The sequence below is a fragment of the Pseudoalteromonas sp. APC 3355 genome (assembly GCF_030407615.1).
In the GTDB taxonomy this organism is placed as follows: Bacteria; Pseudomonadota; Gammaproteobacteria; order Enterobacterales; family Alteromonadaceae; genus Pseudoalteromonas; species Pseudoalteromonas distincta.
Genome location: NZ_JASDDB010000024.1, coordinates 1 through 24,458 on the forward strand (window position 1 = coordinate 1; position 24,458 = coordinate 24,458).

Consider the following 24,458-nt stretch of genomic DNA (forward strand, 5'->3'; position numbering starts at 1 on the left):
GCGCATTAAACTGAACGTAAGCTTTACTACGTAAAATAAAAACTAATAAATTTATTATTACAAAAGTATGATTTTTGGTTGTTTAATAAATTACCAATCAAATTGTTAAAATTAATGATTTTTTATTGTTTTATATTTTGTTCCTCATCTGGGTTTTCTTTTTCATTTGATATTTTTTATTTTACTTGTTGATTTTAAATGCTTTAATTTATTTTTAATTCGGTTAATCTAAATAGAATTAATACTTATTGCTTATTAAATAAATTGTTGCAAATTTATTACAAGCAATATAACTTATGTCTCAGCCCAGCTGGCTGTCATTATTGGTAATAATTATTTGTAGACCAAATTTGGTTTTTTAATCGTTTTATTGTTACCAATTTCACATAAAAACATAAATTAAAACCTGCTTACAGGCGGTGATCTAGGCTTGAGTGAAATACTCATTTAAAGCCATGTAGTAAGATTTTTCATGTACAGGTTTGGAGAAATAAAGATAATGATTAACCAAAAATCCCTATTTATGCTTGCAGCCATGACTGCTAGCTCAAGTTTTGTACAAGCGGCGACGATCAATAATGCTGGGTTTGAAGATGGTTGGAGTAACTGGAATGAAACAGAACCTGCAGCTATCTCAGGTAGTGCTTATAAGGGCTCTAAATCATTAAAAATTCAAGGTAGCCCAGGGCGTGTTTACCAGAATGTAGATGTAGATCGAAATACTCAGTACACGTTAAGTGCGTATGTACTTGGTAAGGGTCAAATCGGCATTAACGATCTTAATGGTTTGTTTAAAAATGAGAAATTTAACGTTTCTTCATGGACAAAAGTATCTAGAACTTTCACCACAGCAAATACAGGTACGCTACAAGTATTTGCCAAGCACGATAAGAGCTCGAGCGATGTTCGTTTTGATAACTTTTCATTAACTAAGGGCGCTTCAGGTGGCGGTGATACTGGCGGCGGCGACACTGGTAGTGGCTCTGGTATAGCAAGCAACATCACCAACGGTAGTATTTTTGACCTTGAAGGTAACAATCCTCATCCATTAGTAAATAGCAATACTTTAGAGTTTGTTCCTCTAGAAGCGCGTCATATCACTCCAAACGGTAATGGCTGGCGTCATGAATATAAAGTAAAAGAAAGTGCTCGTGCTGCAATGACCGAAACCTATGAGGTTTTTGAGGCAACTGTAAAAGTGGAAATGTCTGATGGTGGTAAAACGATTATTTCTCAACACCATGCTAGCGATACAGGTACGATTTCAAAAGTATATGTTTCAGATACTGATGAATCAGGTTTTGATGATAGCGTAGCGGGTAATGGAATTTTTGATGTATATGTTCGCTTACGTAACACCAGTGGTAAAGAAGAAAAACATGCACTAGGTACTATTAGAAGTGGTGGTTCATTTAATCTAAAAGTAGTAAATAATTACGGTGATGTAGATGTAACTGCACTAGGTACTACTTTTGGTATTCCGGTAGAAGATGATTCAGAGTCTTACTTTAAGTTTGGTAATTATCTCCAATCACAAGACCCATATACACTAGATGAGTGTGGCGAGTCAGGTAACTCAGATTCATTTAAAGAGTGCTTTAAAGATTTAGGTATTACTAAGGCTAAAGTAACAATGACTGACGTTAGTTACACGCGTAGAACTAATTAATTATTTAGTAGTTGAGAGGGCCACCCAGTTTAAAGCTGAGTGGCTTTTTTTATTTTTTAACGGGATAAACTTAATTTATACCATTGGCTTAATTAAGTGATCTATTTTGAGGTAAGAAAACCGTATCGACAACAAGGCGAAAATTCGTTATTTAGTTGTTATCACTAATTGCTCCTGCATTGCTCTACCTCCTGCATCCATGCAGTCGTATATCAGAAATTTTTTACGTAGTTAGCGTCAGATTTAATCCCTCAAATTAATTAAGTATTATTGCGGATTGGCACTATAACCATTTTTTATTTTTAAAATACACACCAATCCCGCCAGTAAGCACAATTAAAAATATGACAAAAGCACTAAACGCATAAGGGCTCTCTGTACCAGGAATGCCTCCTACGTTTACACCTAAAAGCCCCGTTAAAAAGCCCAGTGGTAAAAAAAGTGCTGCCACTACAGACATAACATACATTCGCTGGTTTAACTGCTCAGAAACTTGGTTAGTGATTGTTTGCTGAATAATTTGCGCACGCTCAATCGAACTATCCAGCTCTTCAAGATAACGAATTAATAAGTTGGTGGTTTCATTAAGTTTTGCTTTATCGTCATCTAATAACCATAGGTAGTGGTTATTTACCATTGAACTAAGGGCTTCTTTTTGCGGTTTTAAATAACGTTTTAAGGCAATAGTTTGGCGTCGCAACTGTGATAAACCTTGGTTGTCAAACTTTTTACTTGGTTCATCTATTTCTTCTTCAAACTCGTCGAGAGTTTCATCTAGTGAGTCAATAACGCTTTGCATACGTGAGGTTAATTTTTGTGTAATAGAGCACACTAATTCAGAAATATTGCATGGGCCTTTATTTTCATTTAAACAGGCGAGCGTATCTTGCACCGATAATAAACGGCGCTTACGGGTAGTAATAAGAATGTCTTCGCTAATAAATAAACGAATTGAAACCATGTCTTCAGGGCTTTGTGCTGGATTTAAATTTACACCACGTAAAAATAACATATGCCCGTTAGTTGTAGCCGTAATACGTGGGCGTGTTTCGTCAGCAATTAAAGACTCTAGTTCGTAATCGTTTAAATGAGGCTGTGCCTTGAGCCACTCAACTGCCTCACTTTGGCTATAATCCATGTGCACCCAAAGTTTACCTTGGCTTGGTTGCCAGCTATTTAGCTCATTAGTGCTTCCAATAGGACGAGCGCCGCCTTGTCCATCAAGTACAAGTGCATGTAGTAAACCATTAATCATAATTAGTTCTCATAATAGTGTATTTTTAATACTGTTAACTATAGTGTATCTACTTAGTTGCTTACAGGCTTACCTTTACTTTTAATAAGTTAAGCTTAAATAGCAAAATATATGCAGAGCCTCTGTGTTGAGCAAAGTGGCATTAAAGTACGGCTTAGCAAGGCGTGCATTGTGTGACCAGTTGCTTAAAAAGATCAATTTAATTTACTAATCGACTAGATAAATTTATTTCGTTGGTGTTTTTTGACCTGTAGCGTATAAGTCACTTTTTTATTAAGGGCACATTTATGACAGCAAAGATCACAGTTGGTTGGCGTGAGTGGTTAAGTTTACCTGAGCTTGGTATTAACGAGATAAAAGCAAAAATTGATACTGGCGCTCGCACTTCATGTATTCATGCAATTAACATTGAAGAATACGAAGTTGACTCAGAAAAATGGGTTAAATTTACGGCCCAACCACTGCAAGATGATGAGCAAACGCAAGTCACTTGCAATGCAAAAGTTAAAAAAATGAAGTACGTAACCAGCTCAAGTGGGCAAAAAGAACTACGCTACTTTATAGAAACTACATTACATGCAGGCGAGCATAGCTGGCCTATCGAGCTTACTTTAACAAGCCGTGCAACAATGAAGTTTAGAATGTTATTAGGGCGTACAGCCATGGAAAATCGTATAGTCGTTGACCCGGCTTTATCTCAACTATTAGGTCGTAAGGTTTAACTATGAAAATCGGTATTTTATCTCGTAACAGAAAGCTATATTCAACACGTCGCTTAATTGAGGCAGCAGAAGCACGCGGCCACGAAGTTAAAGTGATTGATGCATTGCGTTGTTATATGAATATCAACTCTGAGCAACCAGAAATTCACTATCGCGGTGAAAACTTAAAAGAATTTGACGCAATTGTCCCGCGTATTGGTGCATCGGTTACATTTTATGGCTGTTCGGTACTTCGTCAGTTTGAAATGATGGGCGTTTATCCTGTAAACGAATCAGTCGCTATTTCTCGTTCGCGCGATAAATTACGTTCACTTCAGTTACTTTCGCGCAAAGGCGTTGGTATGCCAGTAACAGGTTTTGCTAGCAAACCCGATGACGTAAAAGACTTACTAGAAATGGTAGGCGGTGCACCTGTTGTAATTAAATTACTTGAAGGCACACAAGGCATTGGTGTTGTACTTGCTGAAACACGCAAAGCAGCTGAAAGTGTTATTGAAGCGTTTATGGGCTTAAAAGCCAATATTATGGTTCAAGAATATATTAAAGAAGCGGGTGGGGCAGACATACGTTGTTTTGTACTAGGCGACAAAGTAATCGCAGCAATGAAGCGCCAAGCACAAGAAGGTGAGTTCCGCTCCAACCTTCACCGTGGTGGTAGCGCTACATTAGTTCGCATTACTCCAGAGGAACGTAAAACGGCAGTAGCAGCGGCTAAATCAATGGGCTTAAATGTAGCGGGAGTTGATTTACTTCGCTCATCTCGAGGGCCACTTGTGATGGAAGTTAACTCATCACCGGGTTTAGAGGGCATTGAAATAGCAACAGGTAAAGATATTGCAGGTATGGTGATTGATTTCATCGAAAAAAATGCCTCAAGTAAAGGAACAGCAACACGTGGCAAAGGTTAAAATTAACCGTCCTTTTTCCTTATTAGGAGAAAATGTAGGCGTAGGCGAGCGTAAAACGCTTGCCTTAGAAGCAGCTAAGCTTTACACCCATTCACCACTTAACATTCCTATTGAAGTGGTTAATGGTGTAATGGAAGGCCCAGTGCTTATGGTGTGTGCGGCTATTCATGGTGATGAGCTAAATGGTGTAGAAGTTGTGCGTCAGTTACTTGCTAAAATAGATCCAAGCCAACTGCGCGGAACAATAATTGCTGTGCCTATTGTGAATGTGTTTGGCTTTATTCACAAATCGCGTTATTTACCAGATAGACGCGACATGAATCGCAGCTTCCCAGGTTCTGAACGTGGTTCATTAGCTGGGCGTATGGCTTATATGTTTTTTAATCAAGTGGCAGTACATTGTACTCACATTATTGATTTGCATACTGGCGCTATTCATCGTACTAATTTACCGCAAATTCGCGCTAATTTAGAAGATGAAGCAACCGCTGAAATGGCTAAAGCATTTGGTACGCCGGCGGTTATAAATGCATCCCTTCGTAATGGTTCATTACGCAGTGAAGCCGCAAACTTAGGTATACCTGTTATTACTTATGAAGCAGGCGAAGCGCTACGCTTTGACCCTATCGCTATTGCGGCAGGTGTGCAGGGCGTTGATTATGTTATGCGCCATTTAAAAATGATCCGTGGCAAGCGCCCTAAAAAGTTACCAGATCCTATTATTGCAGGTTCGACCAGTTGGATACGTGCAGAGGTTGATGGCATTGTGCGTGCACAAGTATCACTAGGGGAGCATGTAACTAAAGGGCAAGTGCTTGCATATATAAGTAGCCCTCTAGGGGATTCTGAGCTTGAGCTTTTAGCGCCTAAAGGCGGTATTGTTATTGGTCAGCAAACGATGCCATTGGTAAATGAAGGTGATGCGGTATTCCACCTTGCTTACTTTGCAAATGACAATAGTTTAGTAGAGCAGCAACTAGAGAACTTTATTGATGAGATAAATGATTTAGATGACGAGCTTAAAACAGCTGAACTAAATAACTAATAGTTAACCTTAATTGTGGTTAGTTAAGCATTAAAAAGCCGCAGTAGGTATTTTGACTACTGCGGCTTTTTTGTGAATATGATTTTTTAAACTATGTTTTTTTAGGACCAATAATACGCTTTATAACAGGGGTTTTAGTTGGCTTTGGTTCTTTATTTAAAACCATGACAGGACGGGTCACAAATAAATTGTTAGGGTAAATTACACGGTGCCCATCAATATGTTCAAGTACTACATTCATTAAGCCCATTTCAACAATGCGCCCTTCAACATGATTCGCACCATCAATAATTCGTACCCAATAACCAACGCGGCAATCGTTTTGAATAAACATCAGTAAAAATGCGGTGAGGTTACTCAATAATGACCAAGCGGCAAAAAGTGCTACCCCTAACATGGCAAATAAAGAAGAGCCTAAAACCAATAAACCACGCAGCTCTATACCCCAAAATACTAAAACCAAACACAGTACTACAAAGGCGAGTATAATTTTTAGTAAAAGCTCTGCACGGTATTTTCGGTGTAAATCTACTTTGCCTTTAATCGCTTTTTCGAGTAGTTTTTTGGTTATTTTTAATAGAAGAGGGAAAACCAAAATAGCGATTATAGTTACAACCAACTTATATTGTGATGCAAACAATTCTAAAACTTCTATTATTTCCACATTAGGTCCTGAACTTTCATAACAATTTAATGCAATTGGTATTAGTTTAACGTGTTTGTATTATTTAAAAAGTGTTTTTAACGCTTACTAGCCACTGGACTGAGTCTACATCATCGTAGCTATCAACTGGGGCGGCAATATCAATGTGGATCATGGTTCCTGAGTTTGCACGACTCGGTGCCAAACGCAGACCAACGCCTACATTTTTCAATACATGTGCATTTTCACCGTTATCTTCATCGTTAAACCATGCTCTGCCTATATCTACAAAAGCTGCGCCACCCACTTTAAATAGTTGTAGTAAATCGTACTCCCAGTAATAGCGCTTTTCTAGATTAACTAAAAAGCTGCGGTCGCCATGTTGATAATCCATAGGGTAACCACGCAGGCCTGTTTCGCCGCCTAAAGTAAGCTGTTGATCAGCAGTAAGGTTTTTGGCGTATTGCACGCGGGCTTTAACATACCAAGATTGGTCTTCACTGGTATTTAAATAATATTGTACTTGGCTGGTGGCCATAAAGTTTTCGAGTTTTTTCTGTTCTTTATTCCAATAGCCATCAATATCAGCACTAAAACGCCATAAGGTATTATCGTTAGTAAAGTGGGCTTTTTTAAAGTTAAAAGAATACACCGCGCGGCTGTCGTCATTACTTAATGACTCATCTGAATAGCCAATTAAGCTTTTAATATTCCAACCTAAATTTAAATCCTCAGTGCGAGATATACTGTCAAAATTGCGTACTTTTATGTAGTTATCTTCAAACCAATGGCCGCTTATAAAGGGGTAACTTAAGCTTCTGTCATCGGCAAGTGGTGCAAATGTAGTGTCTATAGCTTCAAAGGTATGTTGCTCATCGGTATAGCCTAACGTTAGTCGCTGGGTCCAATTATAATTAAGCGCTTTAGAGTGTCCTATAAATACACGGTTTAAATCGGTAGTTTGATCAAATTCGCTAAACTCTTCGCCGCGTTTATATAATGACTCTTCGCGCTGCTCAGAATAGCTTAAAATACCGTAACTAAAGGGGGTGTCAATTGCGTAAAATGGATAGGTTAGCTCAAGCAAGTGGCGCTTGCCGTCGCTGTTATCGGCGTACTCTAAACGGCCTCGGTAGCGAGTAGATAAAATATTAGGATCGTCGTAAACAAATAAGTAACCGCTACGATCGCTGTCAGTCGTGCGCGAAAAAGAAAGGCGCTTACCCCATCCAAGCAGGTTAGATTCTCTAAAACCTATACTCGATTTGTTTTCTCCACCGCTCCGACTAAAGTTCACTTCAGGTAAAAGTGTCCATAAATCACGGGTAACCACTTCTACATTAACGTCGCCGTCGCAGTTTTCGGTAGCACTAATTTGTGCATCATATAAGTAGCTTTCTTTACGAAGTAAACGCTCAGATTCTGCGAGCTTTTTAGCGTCGTACTTGTCACCTGGGGAGAATAATAAAAGGTTATTAATGACATCGGGCTCTGTTTGAATGTGAGCGCGATTAGCAAAACGGAATAAAGCAATATTTTCCTCTTCAAGCTCAGTATTAAATACATTAAGTTGCTTGAGCTTTATTGAGGCTATTTTAGCGTTACTATTACTGTGCGTGAGGGTTGTTTTGTCTTGAACTTCTCGGCGTAGGTTTTTATTTGTGCTTAAATCTGTCTGTTCTACAAGGCAGTTATCAGTTTTCATTGAAGATTGTTGTGCGAACGTATTAGGCACATAAAAGCTTAAAACCGTTAAACTAATACAACATTGTGCTATCCATTTCTTGCTCACCATTAAACCTCTTACTGCTACGTAGCAAATGACTATCGTAATATCAGCTTACATCATTGTTATTATAATGTAAGTAAAAGGTATGGATTTTGAAATTAATTAATTGTTACTCATATTCACTTTTGTTAATAGCCAGCTGGTTTGCAGCGACCTATGCGCTAGGCATTGAAAGCTAGCTTAAATAAAATGCTAAAGCGGCGAGTAAGTGTTCAGCTTCATGACCTTCGGCATTAATCCAGATGCTTTGGCTGTAATGCTCATAGTTTAAATTAAAGGTTTGATGATTATAGGTAAAGCGAACTTGATGGCGATCGGCGCCTGCAGAGTACTCATTGAGTGTTACTTCGTCTGAGTGTAAAAATAATGTACTCCACAGCTCAAAATCTTCATCGTTTGGTAGCTCAATGGGATTAATCAAAATACATTTGTGTGTATGGTCATATTCTATTTGGGTCATAATGCTCTTAATTAGTAGCTAGGTAATGTCGAATTGCCGTTAAAAATTCGCCGCCGTACTTATTTAACTTAGTAAAACCAACACCTGAGACCTTTAAAAATTCACTGTCGTTTGTTGGCATAAGCTGCGCCATTTCGGCTAACGTTTTATCATTAAATACTACATAAGGTGGCACATCGTCGGCATCAGCAAGTTCTTTACGAAGTGCGCGCAGGCGAGCAAAGAGTTTTTTGTCGTAATTAAATTGTGCTAATTTATCTTGATAAACGTGTTTGGCTTGCAGGCGTGGCTCGGCTAATTGCAGTGCGTATTCACCTTTTAAAATTACACGTGCGGCTTCTGTTAATCTAAGTGACGCACCTTGTGTTATATCTTGGCTAAGTAAGCCTTGATGAATAAGTTGGCGTAAAATACTGAGCCAAAATTCACTGCTTTTATCTTTACCTATGCCGTAGGTACTTAACTCATGATGATTATTATCGCGGATGCGGCTCGTGTTTGCACCGCGAAGTAATTCAACAATATAACCAAGTCCAAAACGTTGTCCCGCTCTGTACACACACGAAAGTGCTTGCTGGGCGACTAACGTACCATCAAAGCTTTTTGGCGGATTTAAGCAAATATCGCAGTTGCCACAAGGTTCGCGTTGATATTCACTAAAGTAGTTAAGTAATATTTGACGACGACATGTTTGCGCTTCGGCAAAGCTTGCCATTGCGTTAAAGCGTTGTTCTTCTACGCGGCGGCGTTGTTCATCGTCTATGTCTTCAAAAAAGCGCCTTACGCGACCTATATCAGCTGGATCAAAATACATTATAGCTTCTGCGGCAAGTCCATCTCGCCCAGCTCGACCTGTTTCTTGATAGTACGACTCTATACTTTTTGGAATATCGTAATGCAGTACAAAACGCACATTAGGCTTGTTTATGCCCATGCCAAAAGCAACGGTTGCGACCACTATCTGTATATCGTCACGGGCAAACCCGGTTTGTACAAATTGTCGTTGCTCGTTACTCATACCAGCATGATAAGCGGCAGCGTTTAGTCCTGCATCTGCAAGCTTTTCAGCAATGTCGTCTACGCGTTTACGGCTGGTGCAATAAATAATACCGCTTTGGCTTTTTTGCTCCTTTAGGTAGCGAAGCAATTGCACCATAGGTTTAAATTTTTCTTCTATGGTGTAACGAATATTGGGGCGATCAAAGCTGCCAGTATGAATATAAGGCTGTTGTAGTTTTAGTTGCTCAACTATATCAAAACGGGTGGCTTTATCGGCAGTTGCAGTGAGCGCCATCATTGGGACATGTGCAAAACGTTGCTTTAATTCGTTTAAGCGAAAGTAGTGAGGTCTAAAGTCATGGCCCCAATGCGACACACAGTGCGCTTCGTCAATGGCAAATAAACTCACATTTAAATGCGATAAGCGCTCTAAAAATTCGCGTTGTAATACTTTTTCAGGCGCCACATATAAGAGCTTAATTTGCCCCTGATGAAGCTGTTGATACACCAATTGCTGTTCTTCTCGTGCTAAGCTGTTATTAACGTAAGCGGCTTTTACCCCAAGAGCTTGCAGTTGCGTTACCTGATCTTGCATTAGCGATATAAGCGGAGATATAACAATAGTTACGCCTTCGAGTACTAAAGCAGGGATTTGGTAGCACACCGATTTTCCGCCGCCAGTAGGAAGCAATACAAGCGAGTCTTGGCCGTTAATAGCAGCATCAATAACTGCTTTTTGACCGTCGCGAAATTCACTGTAGCCAAACACTTGTTTGAGGACAGTTTCGGGTTTACGCACAAGGGTGCTAGAAGGTGGAGTTGATGTATTCATTGGCGGGTATTTTAGTGGTTTTTTAGTGAGATGTCTTTAGCTGAGTTACTTGATAAATTATTTAAGTGGAGTCTCGTAGTTTTACACTATGTATGTTTTACTCATCTTACCTGTTTTGACATAGAGAATAATAATGAATAAAGAAATGTTAATTGAACAAGTGGGCGCGTTATTTGTAAATGGCATGCCGTTTAACCAGTTTTTACAAATATCGGTTGAGTCGTTAAGCCCTGAACAGGCCAAAATTACGTTCCCGTGGCAGGATGTACTCATTGGCAACCCTGCGCAAAAAATACTCCATGGTGGTGTTATTTCAGCCGTACTTGATAATGTAGGCGGTATGCTCGCTGCAGCAAGTGTAATTGATAAACTCACCGATTTAGATATCACAAGTGTGCAAACAAAATTAGCCACGCTTGGGACTATCGACTTACGTACTGATTATTTACGCCCTGGTAAAGGAGAGAGCTTTACTGCCAGCGCAACACTTATTCGTTCAGGTAATAAAGTATGTGTATGCAGAATGGAATTACATAACGAACAGTCTGTTCAAATTGCTTTTGGAACCGGCACGTATTTAGTTGGATAAAACGCGTATGGCAAGTAAACTAGCGGCCTTTTAAATCACTAAGTGTTTATTATGTCGATTGATACTGAGCAGCGTAAAGGTGCTATTTTTGCTTGTCTTGCTTTTTTAATGTGGGGCCTTGCGCCAATATACTTTAAGTTGATTCAGCATGTTTCTGCTTTTGAAATTTTAATGCATCGGGTTATTTGGTCGGTTGTGTTTTTAGTATTGGTAGTAAGTGTTTTACGGTATTGGGGTAAAATTAAACGCATTATCGTTCAACCTAAGCTTTTGCTTATGCTTGTTATAACCTCTGCACTGCTTGGGTTTAATTGGGGTTTATTTATATGGGCTATAAATAATAACCACATGCTTGATGCAAGCTTGGGCTATTACATAAATCCTCTTTTAAATGTATTACTGGGTATGCTTTTTTTAGGCGAACGCCTGCGTAAGTTCCAAGGCGTAGCAGTAGCCCTTGCCTTTAGCGGTGTAGTGCTGCAGCTAATTAGTTTTGGCTCGTTTCCGGTAGTTGCCTTTTCACTGGCTATATCATTTGCACTTTATGGTTTATTACGTAAAAAGTTACCGGTTGAAGCCTTGCCTGGCATTTTACTCGAAGCACTTATATTACTGCCTGTCGCACTTATTTATTGGTGGTTAATGGTGCCAACACCGACTTCAAGCTTAGCAGCTAACGATTGGCATACTAATGCATTACTGATTAGTGCAGGTATTGTAACTACATTACCACTGCTGTGTTTTACCGGTGCAGCTAAGCGTTTGCAATATACTACGCTTGGCTTTTTTCAATACATTGGGCCAAGCTTAATGTTTATACTAGCTGTGGTGTTTTATGGTGAAGTGTTTGATGCAGAGCGTGTAGTAACATTTGCATGTATTTGGAGTGCACTGGCTATTTTTAGTTGGGACTCTTACCATCAATCACGCAAACGTAAAAAAGCGGCTATTACAGCCGCAGAAGTATAATTAACTAATTAAATGGTTAACTAACTACTTTATTACGACCAGATTCTTTAGCGTCGTAAAGCTTTAAGTCGGCCTGTTTTAAAAGTTCATCAATTTGATAAACAGGCCCGTTTGCAAAGCCAATAGAAATAGTGAATTTTATTTTAGCTTTACTAAACTCTTGGCTATTCATTTCTATAAAATACCTAAAGCCTTCAAGGCGTTTAAGGGCTTCTTGTTTGTTTATATTCATAAAGCAAACTGCAAACTCTTCACCGCCTAAACGTGCTACTAAGTGCTTTTTAAAGTATTTACTGAAGCAAATAGAGAGCCCTTTTAATACTTCGTCGCCAACATCGTGCCCGTATGTATCGTTAATTGATTTAAAGTGATCAATATCAAGCATAGCTAAAGCACCATCACCTTTAGTATGTTTTATTTGCTTTAATGATTTTTCAGCTTCTTCAAAAAAGTAACGACGATTTGGTAAATTAGTTAAATAATCCGTGTTGGCTTGTCGCCTTATGGTGGCTATAAGTTCTAACATATCGACGTTTTGACTAAGCCTGCAGTAAAACTCTTCGCTATTAAAAGGTTTGTGCAAATAATCGTTTGCGCCATTTTTTAAAAATAAGCTAGAAAGCCCTATAGAGTCAGAACCCGAAATACCAATAATAGCTTTTTCATCATTGCTATATAAGCGGCGAATCTCGCTACATAGTTCATCGCCATTCATGTTGGGCATTTCATTATCAGTAATAATAACTGAAATATCAGGTGAAGCTTCAAGCAGGTTTAACGCTTCTTGTCCGTCTTGCGCTTCAATAATTTGATACTTATGGCGCACTAATAAGCTACAAATGTATCGTCGGGTCGATTTAGAGTCGTCAACAACGAGTACTTTTACATTTTCGTTGCGAGGCAGGCGCTGTAATTGTTTTTCGAGGTACTGATAAGCTTGTTTATTTTCTTTAATGATGTAATCGATGATCGGGTATTTTTCTACAGTGTCGCGGGTTTTTTTATCAATATTGCCCGTCATTACAATAGTTGGAATGTCTGCATTAATAGTACAAGGTATTGCCTCACCTAATGGGGCATCAGGTAATATAAAGTCAACTACAGCGCAAAAGTAGCTATTCTTACTTATAAGCTCTTTTGTTTGCGCTAATGACTCAGCTATATCAACTTCATAACCAGCCTTAAGCGCGATGTGTTTTTGCACTCGCGCAATGGCAGGTGTATCTTCAACTATTAGTATTTTTCGCGTCACGGAACAACCCTGTATATATTTTGCAAAAATATTTGCTTATACAAGTTGTAACTGTTAAAACGCAAAAAAGCAAATAACTTAAGTACTTACAGACTATCGGAGTCAGAGTAATAATCTTGGCTTACAGGTGCAGGGCTCGACATTTTTGAACGGCCAAACAAAGTATGAAACTTAGTTTTGCAGGTCGTTAGTTTTAAGTATTTTACCCAAGCTCGCTCGATTGGATTGGTAGGTTCTTGTGAGCCAGTTACGACTGCTACAAATTGTTCTTGGTGTTCGTTTTGTGGCTCAATTGTTTTACTGTATAAGCCTTTTAAAACAACTCCGTGTTGTTCAAGTATGCTGGCTTCTAATAAGGTGAAGTTTCCGCTGCGGCTAAAGCCTCGTGGAAAGTTTTGATCATCATAAAATTGACGTTGGCTAACAAATGCTTGGCGTAGTAATGAAATGTTATTGCTCATAGCTTTATCCTCATACCTTAGTAATTAGCTGGAGTATGATGCAAGTTTGGCAATTTATTAAACAAATTATTTTTATCGTGAGGATAAAAAATTGGATATCGATTTATTAAAAACATTCGTTGAGGTAGTGCGCACGCGTCACTTTGGTAAAGCGGCCGAAAACCTTTATATTACGCAGTCTGCAGTGAGCTTTAGAATTCGCCAATTAGAGCAAGGGCTTGGTGTTAATTTGTTTATTCGCCAGCGTAATAACATTCAACTTACAGCACCTGGCGAGCGCTTATTACCCCATGCACAAATGATTATTACGGGCATGCAACGTGCCAAAGTGGATGTTGCGCTTGCCGATAATATGCATAAGCAAATTAGCTTAGCAGGAACGCCTAATATTTGGGATGCTTTTTTACAGTTTGGTATAACAAATATTGTATCGGCGATGCCGGGGGTGTCATTAGTCGCAGAAGTTAAAGCACAACAAGAAAGCACTCGGCTGTTATTAGAACGCACGCTTGATTTGGCAATATTGTTTGATCCACCAAAAGTAGACGAGTTAGTGGTAGAGCGAATTTGTGAGTTGCCAATCATTCCCGTAAGCGGATACGACACTGCAACGAACGAAAACTTTTTTGATAATCAGTATGTATATGTTGATTGGGGAACTACTTTCTCACTTTGGCATGCACGCCAGTTTACTGGAAAAACCCCTCCTTATTTTAGAACTAGCACAGGACGTATTGCACTTGATTTAATACTGCAATGTGGCGGCAGTGCGTTTATACCTCAAGTATTGGTAGAAGGACATTTAGAAAAAGGTGAACTATTTCATGTTAAAGATGTAGAAAATACCTCGCGAGACGTGTTTATAGCGTATCACAGAGACAACGAGCAAAAAGAGCTAATAGAAACCTTAGTTAATTTACTATCGCAAATGACGCCAAGCTTGTCATTAAAGCAAAGTAAGTAAGTTCGGCCGTTTATTAAGCTTTCATGTTATTTTGATTTCACATTTAATGCATTTTTATTAATAAAAAAAGACATTATTATTTCCATTGTAATATTACTGTCATTTAGCGGTGACAAAATACAGCAGTTTTAAAAATTAGTCTTTTGTGATTATCCAAGGAAATAACATGAAATTTGTAAAATCGAGCTTATGCTTAGCACTATTAAGTGGTTTATCTTTTAATGCACTTGCTGATGTAGACATTTACGGTAAAGCGAATGTAACAGTGCAATCATCTGATGACGGCGAAGGGTCTTTTACTGAGATAAAAAGTAATGCATCTCGTCTTGGTGTTAAAGGTTCTGAAAAAATAAATGATAGTTTAGAAGCGGTATATAAGTTTGAGTTTCAAGTTGATGTGTCTGATGCTGATTCAAAAGGCGATAACGACGACAATATTTCTGCGCGTAACCAATACGTTGGTTTAAAAGGTGCGTTTGGCCAAGTGGTTATTGGTCGTAACGATACTGCGCTTAAACAATCTCAAGGTAAGTTAGACTTGTTTAACGACCTTGAAGGCGATATTAAAAATGTATTTAAAGGTGAAAACCGCTTAGGAAATACAGTTAGTTATTCATCAAACTCATACGAAGGTTTTAAAGTACTTGCTACTTTTGTAGCTGAAGATGATGTAGACGCTGATAACGGTTACTCAATGGCGGTTACTTACGGTGACGTGGCACTTAAAAAGAGCGCAGTATATGCCTCTATCGCAGCCGATAGTGAAGTAAATGGCTACGATGTAGTACGCGCGTCAATCCAAGGTAAAGTTGAAAACTTTAAGTTAGGTGCAATGTACCAAACACAAGAAAAAGTTGACGGCAGCGCAGAAGCGGATGGTTACCTACTAAATGCAGCTTACAGCATGGGTAACAACACATTTAAAGTGCAATACCAAGACATGGACTTTGACGACAGCGACGATAAGTCAGCAATATCAGTTGGTCTTGATCACAAATTAAATAAAAACATTAAAGTATTTGGCTTTTACTCAAGCTTCGATATGGACAACAACGTTGACCAAGACTACGTAGGCTTAGGTATGGAATATAAGTTTTAACTATTCGCTAAATTAGTTAAAACACTCCCTTTTTAACCGCGCTCTTTTGAGTGCGGTTTTTTTTGCTTTAAATTATTTACTTAGCCGCCCATAATAGAGCTTCATTTGGAATGAGGTGCGAGTCCTCGACTGTTCCCGCAACTGTAATTAGCGCAAAGCTTTAAGTCAGATACAAATGGTATAATACCAATTTTATTAAAAACATGATCTTTCTAGCGAACTAAATAACTAACTAACTAACTTCGTTAAAAATTATTGATATACGACTGCATGGATGCAGGAGGTAGAGCAATGCAGGGAGCAATTAGTGATAACAACTATATGTCATAATTTCCGCCTTGTTATTAAGCTATTTATTTGTCGCTATAATAAATCACTAATTTAATGCAATTGGTATGAATTCTTGTAACGAGCGGGTTTACTCATTTTTTTTGTAGTGCATTAGTATTTTTATCGCATTTTTAGTGAGTTTCACCTAGGGTCTGTTGAACTTTGCGGATTAAAATTTGTTCAAACTAGGGGCTATTTAATCGCGGCGCGAGGTTTGTAACCTAGTGGGCTCGGTAACTGCTCCTGCGTTACCCTACTGGCTTACATCCATGTAAGAATAAGTAAAAACCGAGCAACAAAGAGTAAATAGCCCCTAGGAAGAACCCTTTGGGCAGCGCCTGTTTGGCATTAATGCTACGTTATCGCCCATTTATGGGGAATAACCACACTACATAGGCTCTGCCTTGCCTAAATACCAAACAGACTGTTGCAAATTTAACCTTGAAAGATCAACAGACCCTAGCCTAGGACTGACTATTGCACACTCAAACGCCATTAAATATACCATTACTAAATGTTAAAAACGTATCGTGGGGTATTGGCAATAAAACGATTCTCAAAAAAATAGACCTTAAAATAACCACAGGTAAATTTGTTGGTTTAATTGGCCCCAATGGCGCAGGTAAATCGAGCTTATTGCGTTGTCTATATCGTTTTAATAAACCCAGTGATGGAGTTGTAGAGTTTAACAACACCGATATTTGGCAGCTAAAAAGCGATGAGTACGCAAAAAAAGTAGCGGTTGTTTTGCAAGAAACTCCGTCGCAATTTAACTTAAGCGTATTTGATGTTATTGCGCTTGGGCTAACGCCTCATAAATCGCTATTTAGCTCGGTAACTAACATTGATAAACAAAAAATTACCCAAGCTATCAACACTGTAGGGTTGGCAGATCATAGCGATCAAAGCTTTGAGTCACTTTCGGGTGGTGAAAAGCAACGTGCCTTGATAGCCCGCGCCATAGTCCAGCAACCTCAGTTGTTAATAATGGACGAACCAACTAGCCATTTAGATGTTAAATACCAAATACAGGTAATGGAGCTTGCTAAATCGTTGGGTGTAACGGTGTTTGCATCATTTCACGATTTAAACTTAGCTTCTGCAATGTGCGATGAACTAGTGGTTATTAAAAATGGTGAAATTACACATACAGGCACGCCAAGTGAGGTATTAACCGAAAACATGCTAGGCGACGTTTTTGGTGTCTGCGCCCAAGTAAATAACCACCCGCAAATATCGAAGTCGGGAAATAGCATCCCTCATATCACTTACTTTTATGGTTACGAATAATATGAGCGCAGTTAATAATCGCCACTCACTTGCGCTATTCATCAGTGTTGCAGCTGCTTTATTTAGCTTATTTGCAGCACTTAGTTTTGGTGCAGCAGAGACCTCACTTCAAGACGTACTTAATAGTTTTTTGCTCTCAAATGAGGCGTCTTTTAATACGCGTATTATTTTTGAACTAAGAATGCCACGCACATTACTCGCCTTTTTAGCAGGCTCTGGCTTAGCAATTGCGGGGCTTATTTTACAAACGGTAACGCGTAACCCTTTAGCCGATCCTTACTTATTTGGTATATCGTCGGGTGCCTCATTTGGTGTGGTGTTACTTATGGCATTAGCAGGCATTAGCGCAGGTTTTATGTTGTCGGCAGCAGCACTATTGGGCAGCTTACTCTCTATGAGTTTATTAATACTTATTGCAGGTAGGCAGCAAAGTGCACAGGTAGAATCAATGTTATTAGCAGGCGTCGCTCTATCGTTTTTATTTAGTGCATTTACCAGCTTGTTGCTTTATTGGAGCGACCCTCAGGCAGTAGCCGCTATTTTATTTTGGACACTGGGCAGCTTTGCGCGTGCGCAGTGGGCTACGCTTTGGTTGCCTTTGTTGGTAATTACATTGTGTACGTTTGTAATGTTGAGCTTTAGAAGGCAACTCAATGCGATGTTACTTGGCGATGAAAGCGCAATTACATTAGGTGTTAGGGTCCAGCGTTTTAGAGTACTTATGCTGGTTTTGAGCTCATTAATTACCGCTGTGTTGGTGGCTATGTGTGGTGGTATTGGGTTTGTAGGATTAATGGTACCGCACATTGTGCGCTTTTTTATCTCCCAAGGCACCATCGCGGGATTGCTAGTAACCAGCTTAGTGGGCGGTACATTTATGGTGTGGGTTGATGTACTTTCGCGCTCATTGCTGAAAAACCAAGAACTGCCCGTAGGCGTTATTACTGCTGCTATTGGTAGTGTGTTCTTTTTAAGTTTATTGTTTTTTAGAAAGCGAAGGGTGTAATTCCATGAAAACCTTAATGGTGCAAGGCACTACTTCCGACGCAGGTAAAAGTACCCTAGTTGCAGCCCTTTGCAGGGTATTTGCTAAGCGAGGGGTAAAGGTTGCGCCTTTTAAACCACAAAATATGGCACTTAATAGCGCAGTAACAAAAGATGGCGGCGAAATTGGTCGTGCGCAAGCTTTGCAAGCAATAGCAGCTAAAGTAGAGCCCGAAATAGACTTTAACCCTATATTACTTAAACCTAATAGCGATACAGGCGCACAAGTGATTATTCATGGAAGAGCCATTAGTAATATGGAAGCGGGCAAATATCACGACTATAAAAAAGTGGCGATGGATGCAGTAATTACCTCACATAACCGCTTAGCTAAACGCTTTGATTTACTCCTTGTTGAAGGGGCAGGGAGTCCTGCTGAAATAAACCTGCGTGAAAACGATATTGCCAATATGGGTTACGCCGAAGAGGTAGATTGCCCTGTTATTATAATTGCCGATATTGATAAAGGTGGTGTGTTTGCACACTTGGTAGGTACGCTTGCGTTGTTAAGCGTGTCAGAACAGGCGCGCGTAAAAGGCTTTGTTATAAACCGCTTTAGAGGCGATATAGGTTTGCTGCAAGGCGGGCTTGATTGGCTTGAAGAATACACAAACAAACCCGTACTTGGCGTATTACCTTATTTACACGACCTTGCGCTTGATGCCGAGGACGCCGTCGCAATTGATAATAACGTAACCAACGCCTCAATTAATATTGCAGTGCTACTTGTACCACACATTAGTAACCACACCGATTTTGATGCACTGCGTTTGCACCCAAACATTAATATAAATTATGTGCGCCATACGCAAACGATCCCAGACGTTGATCTGATAATTCTCCCTGGCAGTAAAAATGTGCTAGGCGATTTAAATTTTTTGAAAAATGAAGGTTGGGACACTCAAATTAAACGCCACTTACGCTATGGTGGTAAAGTACTTGGTATTTGTGGCGGCATGCAAATGCTAGGCAATACAATCAACGATCCTGAGGGTATTGAGTCATCATTAAAGCAAGTAAATGGGCTTGCCCTGTGCGATTTTGAAACCACGCTGACAGCGCAAAAAGTATTAACTAAAATAACCGCTACACTGCTTTTAAATAACCAACAAACACCCTGTAGTGGTTACGAAATACATGCAGGAATTAGCCAAGGTGCAGCGCTTAATAAGCCATTTTTAACCTTTGATGAAAGCCACCCACATGGCTTTACGTTTGATGGCTTTATTAGCGATGATAACGCCATTGCGGGCACTTATTTACATGGCTTATTTGATGAAGCCGATGCTACATCGCAAATTTTAAAATGGGTAAAACCAAGCGCCTCAATTAACCCAATTAGTATTGCCACTCATCGCGAGCAGCAGTTAGAACGATTAGCAACCATGTGCGAAACGCATTTAAACATACAGCAAATTATCTCGATTTATGAAGGGCACAATAATGACTGAACAAAACAACGATAAGCATAAGCAGCGTCAACAAAAAGTAAAAGAACAAGTGGATGCACGTGTTGCTGCCGCACAAGATGTAAAAGGTATTTTTCAGGTAATTACCGGTAACGGTAAAGGTAAATCAACCTCAGGCTTTGGCGTTGTAGCACGCTGCGTAGGGCATGGTAAAAAAGCAGCCGTTTGCCAATATATTAAAGGTACTTGGGAATGTGGCGAGCGTAATTTATTACAAGGTGCAGGCGTTGAGTTTGTTGTAATGAACACCGGTTTTACTTGGGATACGCAAAATAAAGAAGCCGATACTGCAGCCGCGCAGGCAACATGGCAAGAGTCAAAACGTATGCTTGCTGATAGCAGTATTGATTTAGTATTACTCGATGAGCTTACGTATATGGTGACTTACGGCTACGTAGATTTAGATGAAGTAGTAACTGCCCTTAATAACCGCCCACCCATGCAGTCAGTTATTATTACAGGGCGTGCAGCACATCGTACTTTAACCGACCTTGCCGACACGGTAAGCGAAGTGCGTAATGTAAAACATGCATTCGACTCAGGCATAAAAGCGCTTGAAGGGTTTGATTACTAATGTTTAAAGCGTTTTTTATTGGGCTGCTGCTTTTTAGTGTATCGGGCAGTGCACTTGCAGAGCAGGCTAATGATTCTAAAAAACTGCGAATAATCGCGCTTGCACCACATATAGTCGAAAACCTATTTGCCATAGGGGCGGGCGATAATATTGTGGGCACAGTTGATTACGCCGACTACCCTGCTGAAGCCCAAAGTATTGAGCGCATAGGGGGTTATTATGGCATCTCGCTTGAAAAAGTATTGGCGCTTAAACCTGATTTAGTAATTGCGTGGAAAAGCGGAAACCAAAGCGAAGATTTAGCCCAAATAGAGCGCCTGGGTATAAAAGTGTATTTGAGTAATCCCACCACAATCGCTGGTGTAGCCGACGAGTTACTTACTTTTGGTGAATTTACAGGGAATATTGAGCAAAGCCAGCAAGCGGCAAATGCATTTACACAAAAACTAAACGCGATTGTTAAAAGCCAGCAAGATAAAAAAAATATTACCGGATTTTATCAGTTATGGGCTGAGCCCATGATGACAGTAAGTAAAAATACGTGGATAAGCCAACTGATTGAAACATGCCATGTAAGCAATGTATTTGCACAGAGCGTTACAGATTACCCGCAAATTAGTATCGAAAATGTCATTGTTACTAAGCCACAAGTTATTATTATCCCTGATGAAAAATCAAAAACGCCACAGCCGGTTGTTAATTGGCAAAAGTGGCCAGAAGTGCCTGCAGTTAAAAACGATCAATTTATTAGCGTAAATGCCGATTTATTACATCGTTTTACTCCGCGCATGCTAGATGGACTCGCGGATATGTGTGATAAAATAGACGCATCACGTAACCAGATTAAGAGTACACAATGAGCGATTGGGCTACATTTTTAGAAAGTGAATTACAGCAACCTTACATGCAGCAAACGTTAGAGTATGTGGCTAATCGCCGCAATGAAGGTGTTGCTGTTTATCCGTCTGAACCTCAAGTATTTAGTGCTTTTGATGCCACAGCACTAAATGACATCCGCGTTGTAATTTTAGGACAAGACCCATACCACGGAGAAGGGCAAGCGCATGGCTTGTGTTTTTCGGTATTGCCTGATGTAAAAAAGTTGCCACCGTCGCTTAAAAATATGTACAAAGAGTTAGCTGTCGATATTAGCGGGTTTATTATTCCTGAGCATGGTTACCTGCAAAGCTGGGCAGATCAGGGCGTGTTTTTACTCAATACCGTATTGACCGTTGAGCAAGGGCAAGCGCATTCACATAAGCATTTAGGATGGGAGCAATTTACCGATAATGTAATTGCCCATATTAATAAGCACTGCGAAGGTGTGGTATTTATTTTATGGGGGGCACATGCACAAAAAAAAGGTAAAGGCATAGATAGCGCTCGCCATCATATTTTAAAAGGGCCGCACCCATCGCCGCTTTCGGCGCATAGAGGCTTTTTTGGTTGTAAGCATTTCTCACAAACGAATGAGCTATTACAAGCCCAAAAAGATAAGCCGATTAACTGGCAGGTGTAAATAACCTGAGCTTTTAATAATAAATTTATCTCATGCAGCTATCTTTAGTGCATTAAAAAAGGCTTCCATATAGTGGAAGCCTTTTTGTTTAGTTGGGGCGTATTGAATCAAAAATCGAGCTCATCAATTGCAATACTGTCTGTAAAGTAGTCTAGTTCTTGTAGTTCTTTACGTAGGCGCTGTTTGTCTTTTATTGCTTCTATTTCACGCCATTTTCTTTTTTTATTTTTCTGAGAGGTTTTTCTTGTTGTATCTGGTCCTTCTAATATCTCTAATATATCGTTTAGGCTATCCATGAACTTCTCCTATTGATTTTATTGACCTCAAGAATACCTATACCACAGGCCTAGTTAAAATAGAATAAAAAAGTGACAGTTATGTTACATAAGTGTGATTAATTGATGAAGGTTTATACGAAGATTATATGAAGTCGATATGAAGTCGATATGAAGATTATATAGAGGGGTAGCGTATTTTAGGTATAAAAAACGCCGCTATTGCGACGTTTTCTAAAACACGATTATAGCAAATTACATTGCTTTAAAACGCGCTTCTAGTTGTTCTTGTGCATCAGCAAAAGAGCGGATACCTTCAGCTAGTTTTTCAGTAGCCATAGCATCTTGGTTATGTAACCAACGGAACTGCGCTTCTGTAAGTGGCTCTGGTTTTGGCTCTTTAGGAATATCTGTTTCTAGCAAGTATTCCTGTGCGCCTTCAAGGTTACCTAAATCTTCTAAAAGATTAGGGCTAATAGTTAGCTTGTCACAACCAGTAAGAGCAATAATTTCGCCTGTATTACGGAAACTTGCACCCATCACAACTGTTTTGTAGTCATGGCGTTTGTAAAATTCAAAAATGCTGCGTACAGACTGAACACCTGGATCTTGTAGCGGATCGGTTGGTTTTTCCATACCGTTAGCAACATGCCAATCTAAAATACGACCAACAAATGGCGAAATTAGAAATACGTTTGCATCGGCACACGCGCGAGCTTGGGCATCGCTAAATAATAAAGTAAGGTTACATTTAGTACCTTCTTTTTCTAGCTGCTCAGCGGCTTTGATGCCTTCCCATGTAGACGCTACTTTGATTAAAATTTTATCTTTGCTTACACCTTCTTTTTCGTAAAGGCTAAGTAGAGTATGTGCTTTATCAATAGTCGCTTGCGTATTAAACGAAAGGCGTGCATCTACTTCAGTAGAAATATAACCAGGTACAATCTCACTAATTTCTTTACCAAGTAACACGGCAAAGTAATCACATGCTAGTTCAAGTTGTTTAGCTGGCTCTTGCTCGGTTTCTTTTGCATAGCTCCAAGCTTTATCTAGGTAAGGCTTATATGCTTCAATCTCGCTCGCTTTTAATAAAAGCGACGGGTTTGTAGTTGCATCTTCTGGTTGATGCTTTTTAATAGCTTCAATATCACCAGTGTCGGCTACGATAGATGAATGTTGTTTTAGCCTTTGTAGAGCTGAAGTCATTTGCTTTCCTCATTCCAAGCAAGTTAAAAGAAAAATCTAATCACTCTTAATATATACAATCCATACTGCAACAGTGTGACAATGCTTGATAGGTCTTATGTCCTTATCAATAGAAAAACGGCAATGCATGGGTTATTAAGAGAGGATTTATTTAAACAAAACGTGCTTTTCGTTTCATTTAATGTTGAAATTGACACTAAATAAATTACAAGTCAATAGCTAACTATGATCACTGTTATTTCACCTGCAAAAAATCTTGATTACGAAACGCCACCCGCAACAGACAAGTTCACTCAGCCTGAATTACTAGAGCACAGCGAAGAGCTCATGAAAGTATGCCGTGAACTAACACCAGCGCAAATTGGCAGTTTAATGAAAATTAGCGATAAGCTATCTGGGCTTAACGCAGCACGCTTTAGCGAGTGGGCGCAGCCGTTTACACAAAGTAATGCTAAACAAGCCGCACTTGCCTTTAATGGTGATGTATACGGCGGTTTAGATGCAAGTACGCTTAAAGCTAGCGAGCTTGATTACGCACAAAATCATTTGCGTATTCTCTCGGGTTTATACGGCTTATTAAAACCACTTGATTTAATGCAAGCTTACCGTCTTGAAATGGGCACCAAGCTTGAAAACTCGCGTGGCAAAAACTTATACGAGTTTTGGGGCAGCGTAATAGCGAACAAACTAAACGAAGTATTAAAAGCACAAGACGCACAATACCTCGTTAATCTTGCTTCAAACGAATACTTTAAAGCGGTAGATAAAAAAGCATTAAATGCACAAATTATTACCCCACACTTTAAAGACTGTAAAAACGGTCAATACAAGGTAATTAGCTTTTACGCTAAAAAAGCACGCGGCATGATGGCGCGCTACATTATCGAAAATAAAGTAACGCAATTAAGTCAGCTTAAAGAGTTTACTGTGGCGGGTTATTACTTTAGCCCTGAGGCAACAGTTAAAGAGCTTGAGCCGGTATTTATGCGCGACGAACAAAATTAGCTCATAAGCTTAAATAGACAATTGAAAAGCCATGCATTGCATGGCTTTTTTGATACTGGCGTTATATTTGCAACTATATCTAATATTAAT

The 24,458-nt window shown here is 39.4% G+C and carries 24 protein-coding genes and 1 riboswitch; of the genes, 15 read left to right on the plus strand and 9 right to left on the minus strand.

Features of this window, described 5'->3' with window-relative positions:
- The first annotated feature begins 499 nt into the window (after positions 1-499).
- Complete coding sequence (locus QMA08_RS19880; protein WP_290175312.1) at positions 500-1,669, plus strand: polysaccharide lyase family 7 protein; 1,170 nt, start codon at positions 500-502, stop codon at positions 1,667-1,669.
- A 283-nt stretch (positions 1,670-1,952) separates the two neighbouring features.
- Here QMA08_RS19880 and QMA08_RS19885 read toward each other — a convergent pair whose 3' ends face one another.
- Positions 1,953-2,924, minus strand: coding sequence for a zinc transporter ZntB (locus QMA08_RS19885; RefSeq protein WP_024605062.1), 972 nt, complete (start codon positions 2,922-2,924; stop codon positions 1,953-1,955).
- A 287-nt stretch (positions 2,925-3,211) separates the two neighbouring features.
- Between QMA08_RS19885 and QMA08_RS19890 the strand changes: the two genes are divergently transcribed.
- The 3 genes from QMA08_RS19890 to QMA08_RS19900 are packed head-to-tail and all read left to right on the plus strand — an operon-like array spanning position 3,212 to position 5,599.
- A complete protein-coding gene (locus QMA08_RS19890; protein ID WP_002961974.1) occupies positions 3,212-3,646 on the plus strand; it encodes an ATP-dependent zinc protease in 435 nt (144 codons plus the stop codon).
- Positions 3,647-3,648: 2 nt separating this feature from the next.
- The gene (gene rimK, locus QMA08_RS19895) at positions 3,649-4,554 is read left to right on the plus strand and encodes a 30S ribosomal protein S6--L-glutamate ligase (RefSeq protein ID WP_002961977.1); all 906 of its coding nucleotides are present in this window, start codon (positions 3,649-3,651) and stop codon (positions 4,552-4,554) included.
- Entirely contained in the window at positions 4,541-5,599 is a 1,059-nt protein-coding gene (locus QMA08_RS19900; protein WP_002961978.1) for a succinylglutamate desuccinylase/aspartoacylase family protein, read from the plus strand. Before rimK ends, QMA08_RS19900 begins: the two co-directional genes overlap by 14 nt.
- A 91-nt stretch (positions 5,600-5,690) precedes the next feature.
- Here the strand turns inward: QMA08_RS19900 and QMA08_RS19905 are convergent, their stop codons facing one another.
- From QMA08_RS19905 to recQ, 4 genes are all read right to left on the minus strand, one after another.
- Positions 5,691-6,263: a mechanosensitive ion channel domain-containing protein gene (locus QMA08_RS19905; protein ID WP_138489650.1), complete on the minus strand. Its 573-nt coding sequence runs from the start codon at positions 6,261-6,263 to the stop codon at positions 5,691-5,693.
- Between the two features lie 64 nt (positions 6,264-6,327).
- Positions 6,328-8,037 (minus strand): BamA/TamA family outer membrane protein, encoded by a 1,710-nt coding sequence (locus QMA08_RS19910; RefSeq protein WP_290175313.1) that lies wholly within the window; start codon positions 8,035-8,037, stop codon positions 6,328-6,330.
- Positions 8,038-8,206: 169 nt separating this feature from the next.
- Complete coding sequence (locus QMA08_RS19915; RefSeq protein ID WP_002961372.1) at positions 8,207-8,491, minus strand: DUF3630 family protein; 285 nt, start codon at positions 8,489-8,491, stop codon at positions 8,207-8,209.
- A 7-nt stretch (positions 8,492-8,498) separates the two neighbouring features.
- Positions 8,499-10,322 (minus strand): DNA helicase RecQ, encoded by a 1,824-nt coding sequence (recQ, locus tag QMA08_RS19920; protein WP_024603604.1) that lies wholly within the window; start codon positions 10,320-10,322, stop codon positions 8,499-8,501.
- Between the two features lie 133 nt (positions 10,323-10,455).
- On the opposite strand from recQ, the gene QMA08_RS19925 reads away from it, so the two are divergent.
- Both QMA08_RS19925 and rarD read left to right on the plus strand, forming a co-directional pair.
- On the plus strand, positions 10,456-10,911 hold the full coding sequence (locus QMA08_RS19925) for a thioesterase family protein (RefSeq protein WP_024596241.1): 456 nt from the start codon (positions 10,456-10,458) through the stop codon (positions 10,909-10,911).
- A gap of 51 nt (positions 10,912-10,962) precedes the next feature.
- Entirely contained in the window at positions 10,963-11,880 is a 918-nt protein-coding gene (gene rarD, locus QMA08_RS19930) for an EamA family transporter RarD (protein WP_290175314.1), read from the plus strand.
- Positions 11,881-11,896: 16 nt separating this feature from the next.
- On the opposite strand, the gene QMA08_RS19935 is transcribed toward rarD, so the two are convergent.
- Positions 11,897-13,132, minus strand: a complete 1,236-nt coding sequence (locus QMA08_RS19935) for a response regulator (RefSeq protein WP_278383146.1) — start codon at positions 13,130-13,132, stop codon at positions 11,897-11,899.
- An 86-nt stretch (positions 13,133-13,218) separates the two neighbouring features.
- On the minus strand, positions 13,219-13,593 hold the full coding sequence (locus QMA08_RS19940) for a DUF413 domain-containing protein (protein ID WP_149603214.1): 375 nt from the start codon (positions 13,591-13,593) through the stop codon (positions 13,219-13,221).
- Positions 13,594-13,684: 91 nt separating this feature from the next.
- On the opposite strand from QMA08_RS19940, the gene QMA08_RS19945 reads away from it, so the two are divergent.
- From QMA08_RS19945 to ung, 8 genes are all read left to right on the plus strand, one after another.
- A complete protein-coding gene (locus QMA08_RS19945) occupies positions 13,685-14,557 on the plus strand; it encodes a LysR family transcriptional regulator (protein WP_002961379.1) in 873 nt (290 codons plus the stop codon).
- A 166-nt stretch (positions 14,558-14,723) separates the two neighbouring features.
- Complete coding sequence (locus tag QMA08_RS19950) at positions 14,724-15,656, plus strand: porin (protein ID WP_002961381.1); 933 nt, start codon at positions 14,724-14,726, stop codon at positions 15,654-15,656.
- Positions 15,657-15,717: 61 nt separating this feature from the next.
- Positions 15,718-15,852: riboswitch (cobalamin riboswitch) on the plus strand.
- Between the two features lie 611 nt (positions 15,853-16,463).
- The gene (locus QMA08_RS19955; RefSeq protein ID WP_290175315.1) at positions 16,464-17,276 is read left to right on the plus strand and encodes an ABC transporter ATP-binding protein; all 813 of its coding nucleotides are present in this window, start codon (positions 16,464-16,466) and stop codon (positions 17,274-17,276) included.
- Position 17,277: 1 nt separating this feature from the next.
- Positions 17,278-18,282, plus strand: coding sequence for an iron ABC transporter permease (locus QMA08_RS19960; protein ID WP_290175316.1), 1,005 nt, complete (start codon positions 17,278-17,280; stop codon positions 18,280-18,282).
- 4 nt (positions 18,283-18,286) lie between these two features.
- Positions 18,287-19,771 (plus strand): cobyric acid synthase, encoded by a 1,485-nt coding sequence (locus QMA08_RS19965; protein WP_290175317.1) that lies wholly within the window; start codon positions 18,287-18,289, stop codon positions 19,769-19,771.
- On the plus strand, positions 19,764-20,363 hold the full coding sequence (gene cobO / locus QMA08_RS19970; protein WP_007376484.1) for a cob(I)yrinic acid a,c-diamide adenosyltransferase: 600 nt from the start codon (positions 19,764-19,766) through the stop codon (positions 20,361-20,363). Before QMA08_RS19965 ends, cobO begins: the two co-directional genes overlap by 8 nt.
- Entirely contained in the window at positions 20,363-21,223 is an 861-nt protein-coding gene (locus QMA08_RS19975) for a cobalamin-binding protein (protein WP_290175318.1), read from the plus strand. The genes cobO and QMA08_RS19975 overlap by 1 nt, the downstream gene beginning before the upstream one ends.
- Complete coding sequence (gene ung, locus QMA08_RS19980; RefSeq protein ID WP_290175319.1) at positions 21,220-21,882, plus strand: uracil-DNA glycosylase; 663 nt, start codon at positions 21,220-21,222, stop codon at positions 21,880-21,882. The genes QMA08_RS19975 and ung overlap by 4 nt, the downstream gene beginning before the upstream one ends.
- A gap of 107 nt (positions 21,883-21,989) precedes the next feature.
- Here the strand turns inward: ung and QMA08_RS19985 are convergent, their stop codons facing one another.
- Both QMA08_RS19985 and tal read right to left on the minus strand, forming a co-directional pair.
- Positions 21,990-22,178, minus strand: a complete 189-nt coding sequence (locus QMA08_RS19985; protein WP_002961395.1) for a DUF3545 family protein — start codon at positions 22,176-22,178, stop codon at positions 21,990-21,992.
- 234 nt (positions 22,179-22,412) lie between these two features.
- Positions 22,413-23,363: a transaldolase gene (gene tal, locus QMA08_RS19990; protein WP_002961397.1), complete on the minus strand. Its 951-nt coding sequence runs from the start codon at positions 23,361-23,363 to the stop codon at positions 22,413-22,415.
- Between the two features lie 225 nt (positions 23,364-23,588).
- On the opposite strand from tal, the gene yaaA reads away from it, so the two are divergent.
- Positions 23,589-24,368, plus strand: coding sequence for a peroxide stress protein YaaA (gene yaaA, locus QMA08_RS19995; RefSeq protein WP_007376480.1), 780 nt, complete (start codon positions 23,589-23,591; stop codon positions 24,366-24,368).
- Positions 24,369-24,458 lie beyond the last annotated feature (90 nt).

Coding starts and splice junctions, on each gene's coding strand:
- QMA08_RS19880 (WP_290175312.1), top strand. CDS start 500: ATGATTAACCAAAAATCCCTATTTATGCTTGCAGCCATGACTGCTAGC.
- QMA08_RS19885 (WP_024605062.1), bottom strand. CDS start 2,924: ATGATTAATGGTTTACTACATGCACTTGTACTTGATGGACAAGGCGGC.
- QMA08_RS19890 (WP_002961974.1), top strand. CDS start 3,212: ATGACAGCAAAGATCACAGTTGGTTGGCGTGAGTGGTTAAGTTTACCT.
- rimK (WP_002961977.1), top strand. CDS start 3,649: ATGAAAATCGGTATTTTATCTCGTAACAGAAAGCTATATTCAACACGT.
- QMA08_RS19910 (WP_290175313.1), bottom strand. CDS start 8,037: ATGGTGAGCAAGAAATGGATAGCACAATGTTGTATTAGTTTAACGGTT.
- QMA08_RS19915 (WP_002961372.1), bottom strand. CDS start 8,491: ATGACCCAAATAGAATATGACCATACACACAAATGTATTTTGATTAAT.
- recQ (WP_024603604.1), bottom strand. CDS start 10,322: ATGAATACATCAACTCCACCTTCTAGCACCCTTGTGCGTAAACCCGAA.
- QMA08_RS19925 (WP_024596241.1), top strand. CDS start 10,456: ATGAATAAAGAAATGTTAATTGAACAAGTGGGCGCGTTATTTGTAAAT.
- rarD (WP_290175314.1), top strand. CDS start 10,963: ATGTCGATTGATACTGAGCAGCGTAAAGGTGCTATTTTTGCTTGTCTT.
- QMA08_RS19940 (WP_149603214.1), bottom strand. CDS start 13,593: ATGAGCAATAACATTTCATTACTACGCCAAGCATTTGTTAGCCAACGT.
- QMA08_RS19950 (WP_002961381.1), top strand. CDS start 14,724: ATGAAATTTGTAAAATCGAGCTTATGCTTAGCACTATTAAGTGGTTTA.
- QMA08_RS19960 (WP_290175316.1), top strand. CDS start 17,278: ATGAGCGCAGTTAATAATCGCCACTCACTTGCGCTATTCATCAGTGTT.
- QMA08_RS19965 (WP_290175317.1), top strand. CDS start 18,287: ATGAAAACCTTAATGGTGCAAGGCACTACTTCCGACGCAGGTAAAAGT.
- cobO (WP_007376484.1), top strand. CDS start 19,764: ATGACTGAACAAAACAACGATAAGCATAAGCAGCGTCAACAAAAAGTA.
- QMA08_RS19975 (WP_290175318.1), top strand. CDS start 20,363: ATGTTTAAAGCGTTTTTTATTGGGCTGCTGCTTTTTAGTGTATCGGGC.
- ung (WP_290175319.1), top strand. CDS start 21,220: ATGAGCGATTGGGCTACATTTTTAGAAAGTGAATTACAGCAACCTTAC.
- QMA08_RS19985 (WP_002961395.1), bottom strand. CDS start 22,178: ATGGATAGCCTAAACGATATATTAGAGATATTAGAAGGACCAGATACA.
- tal (WP_002961397.1), bottom strand. CDS start 23,363: ATGACTTCAGCTCTACAAAGGCTAAAACAACATTCATCTATCGTAGCC.
- yaaA (WP_007376480.1), top strand. CDS start 23,589: ATGATCACTGTTATTTCACCTGCAAAAAATCTTGATTACGAAACGCCA.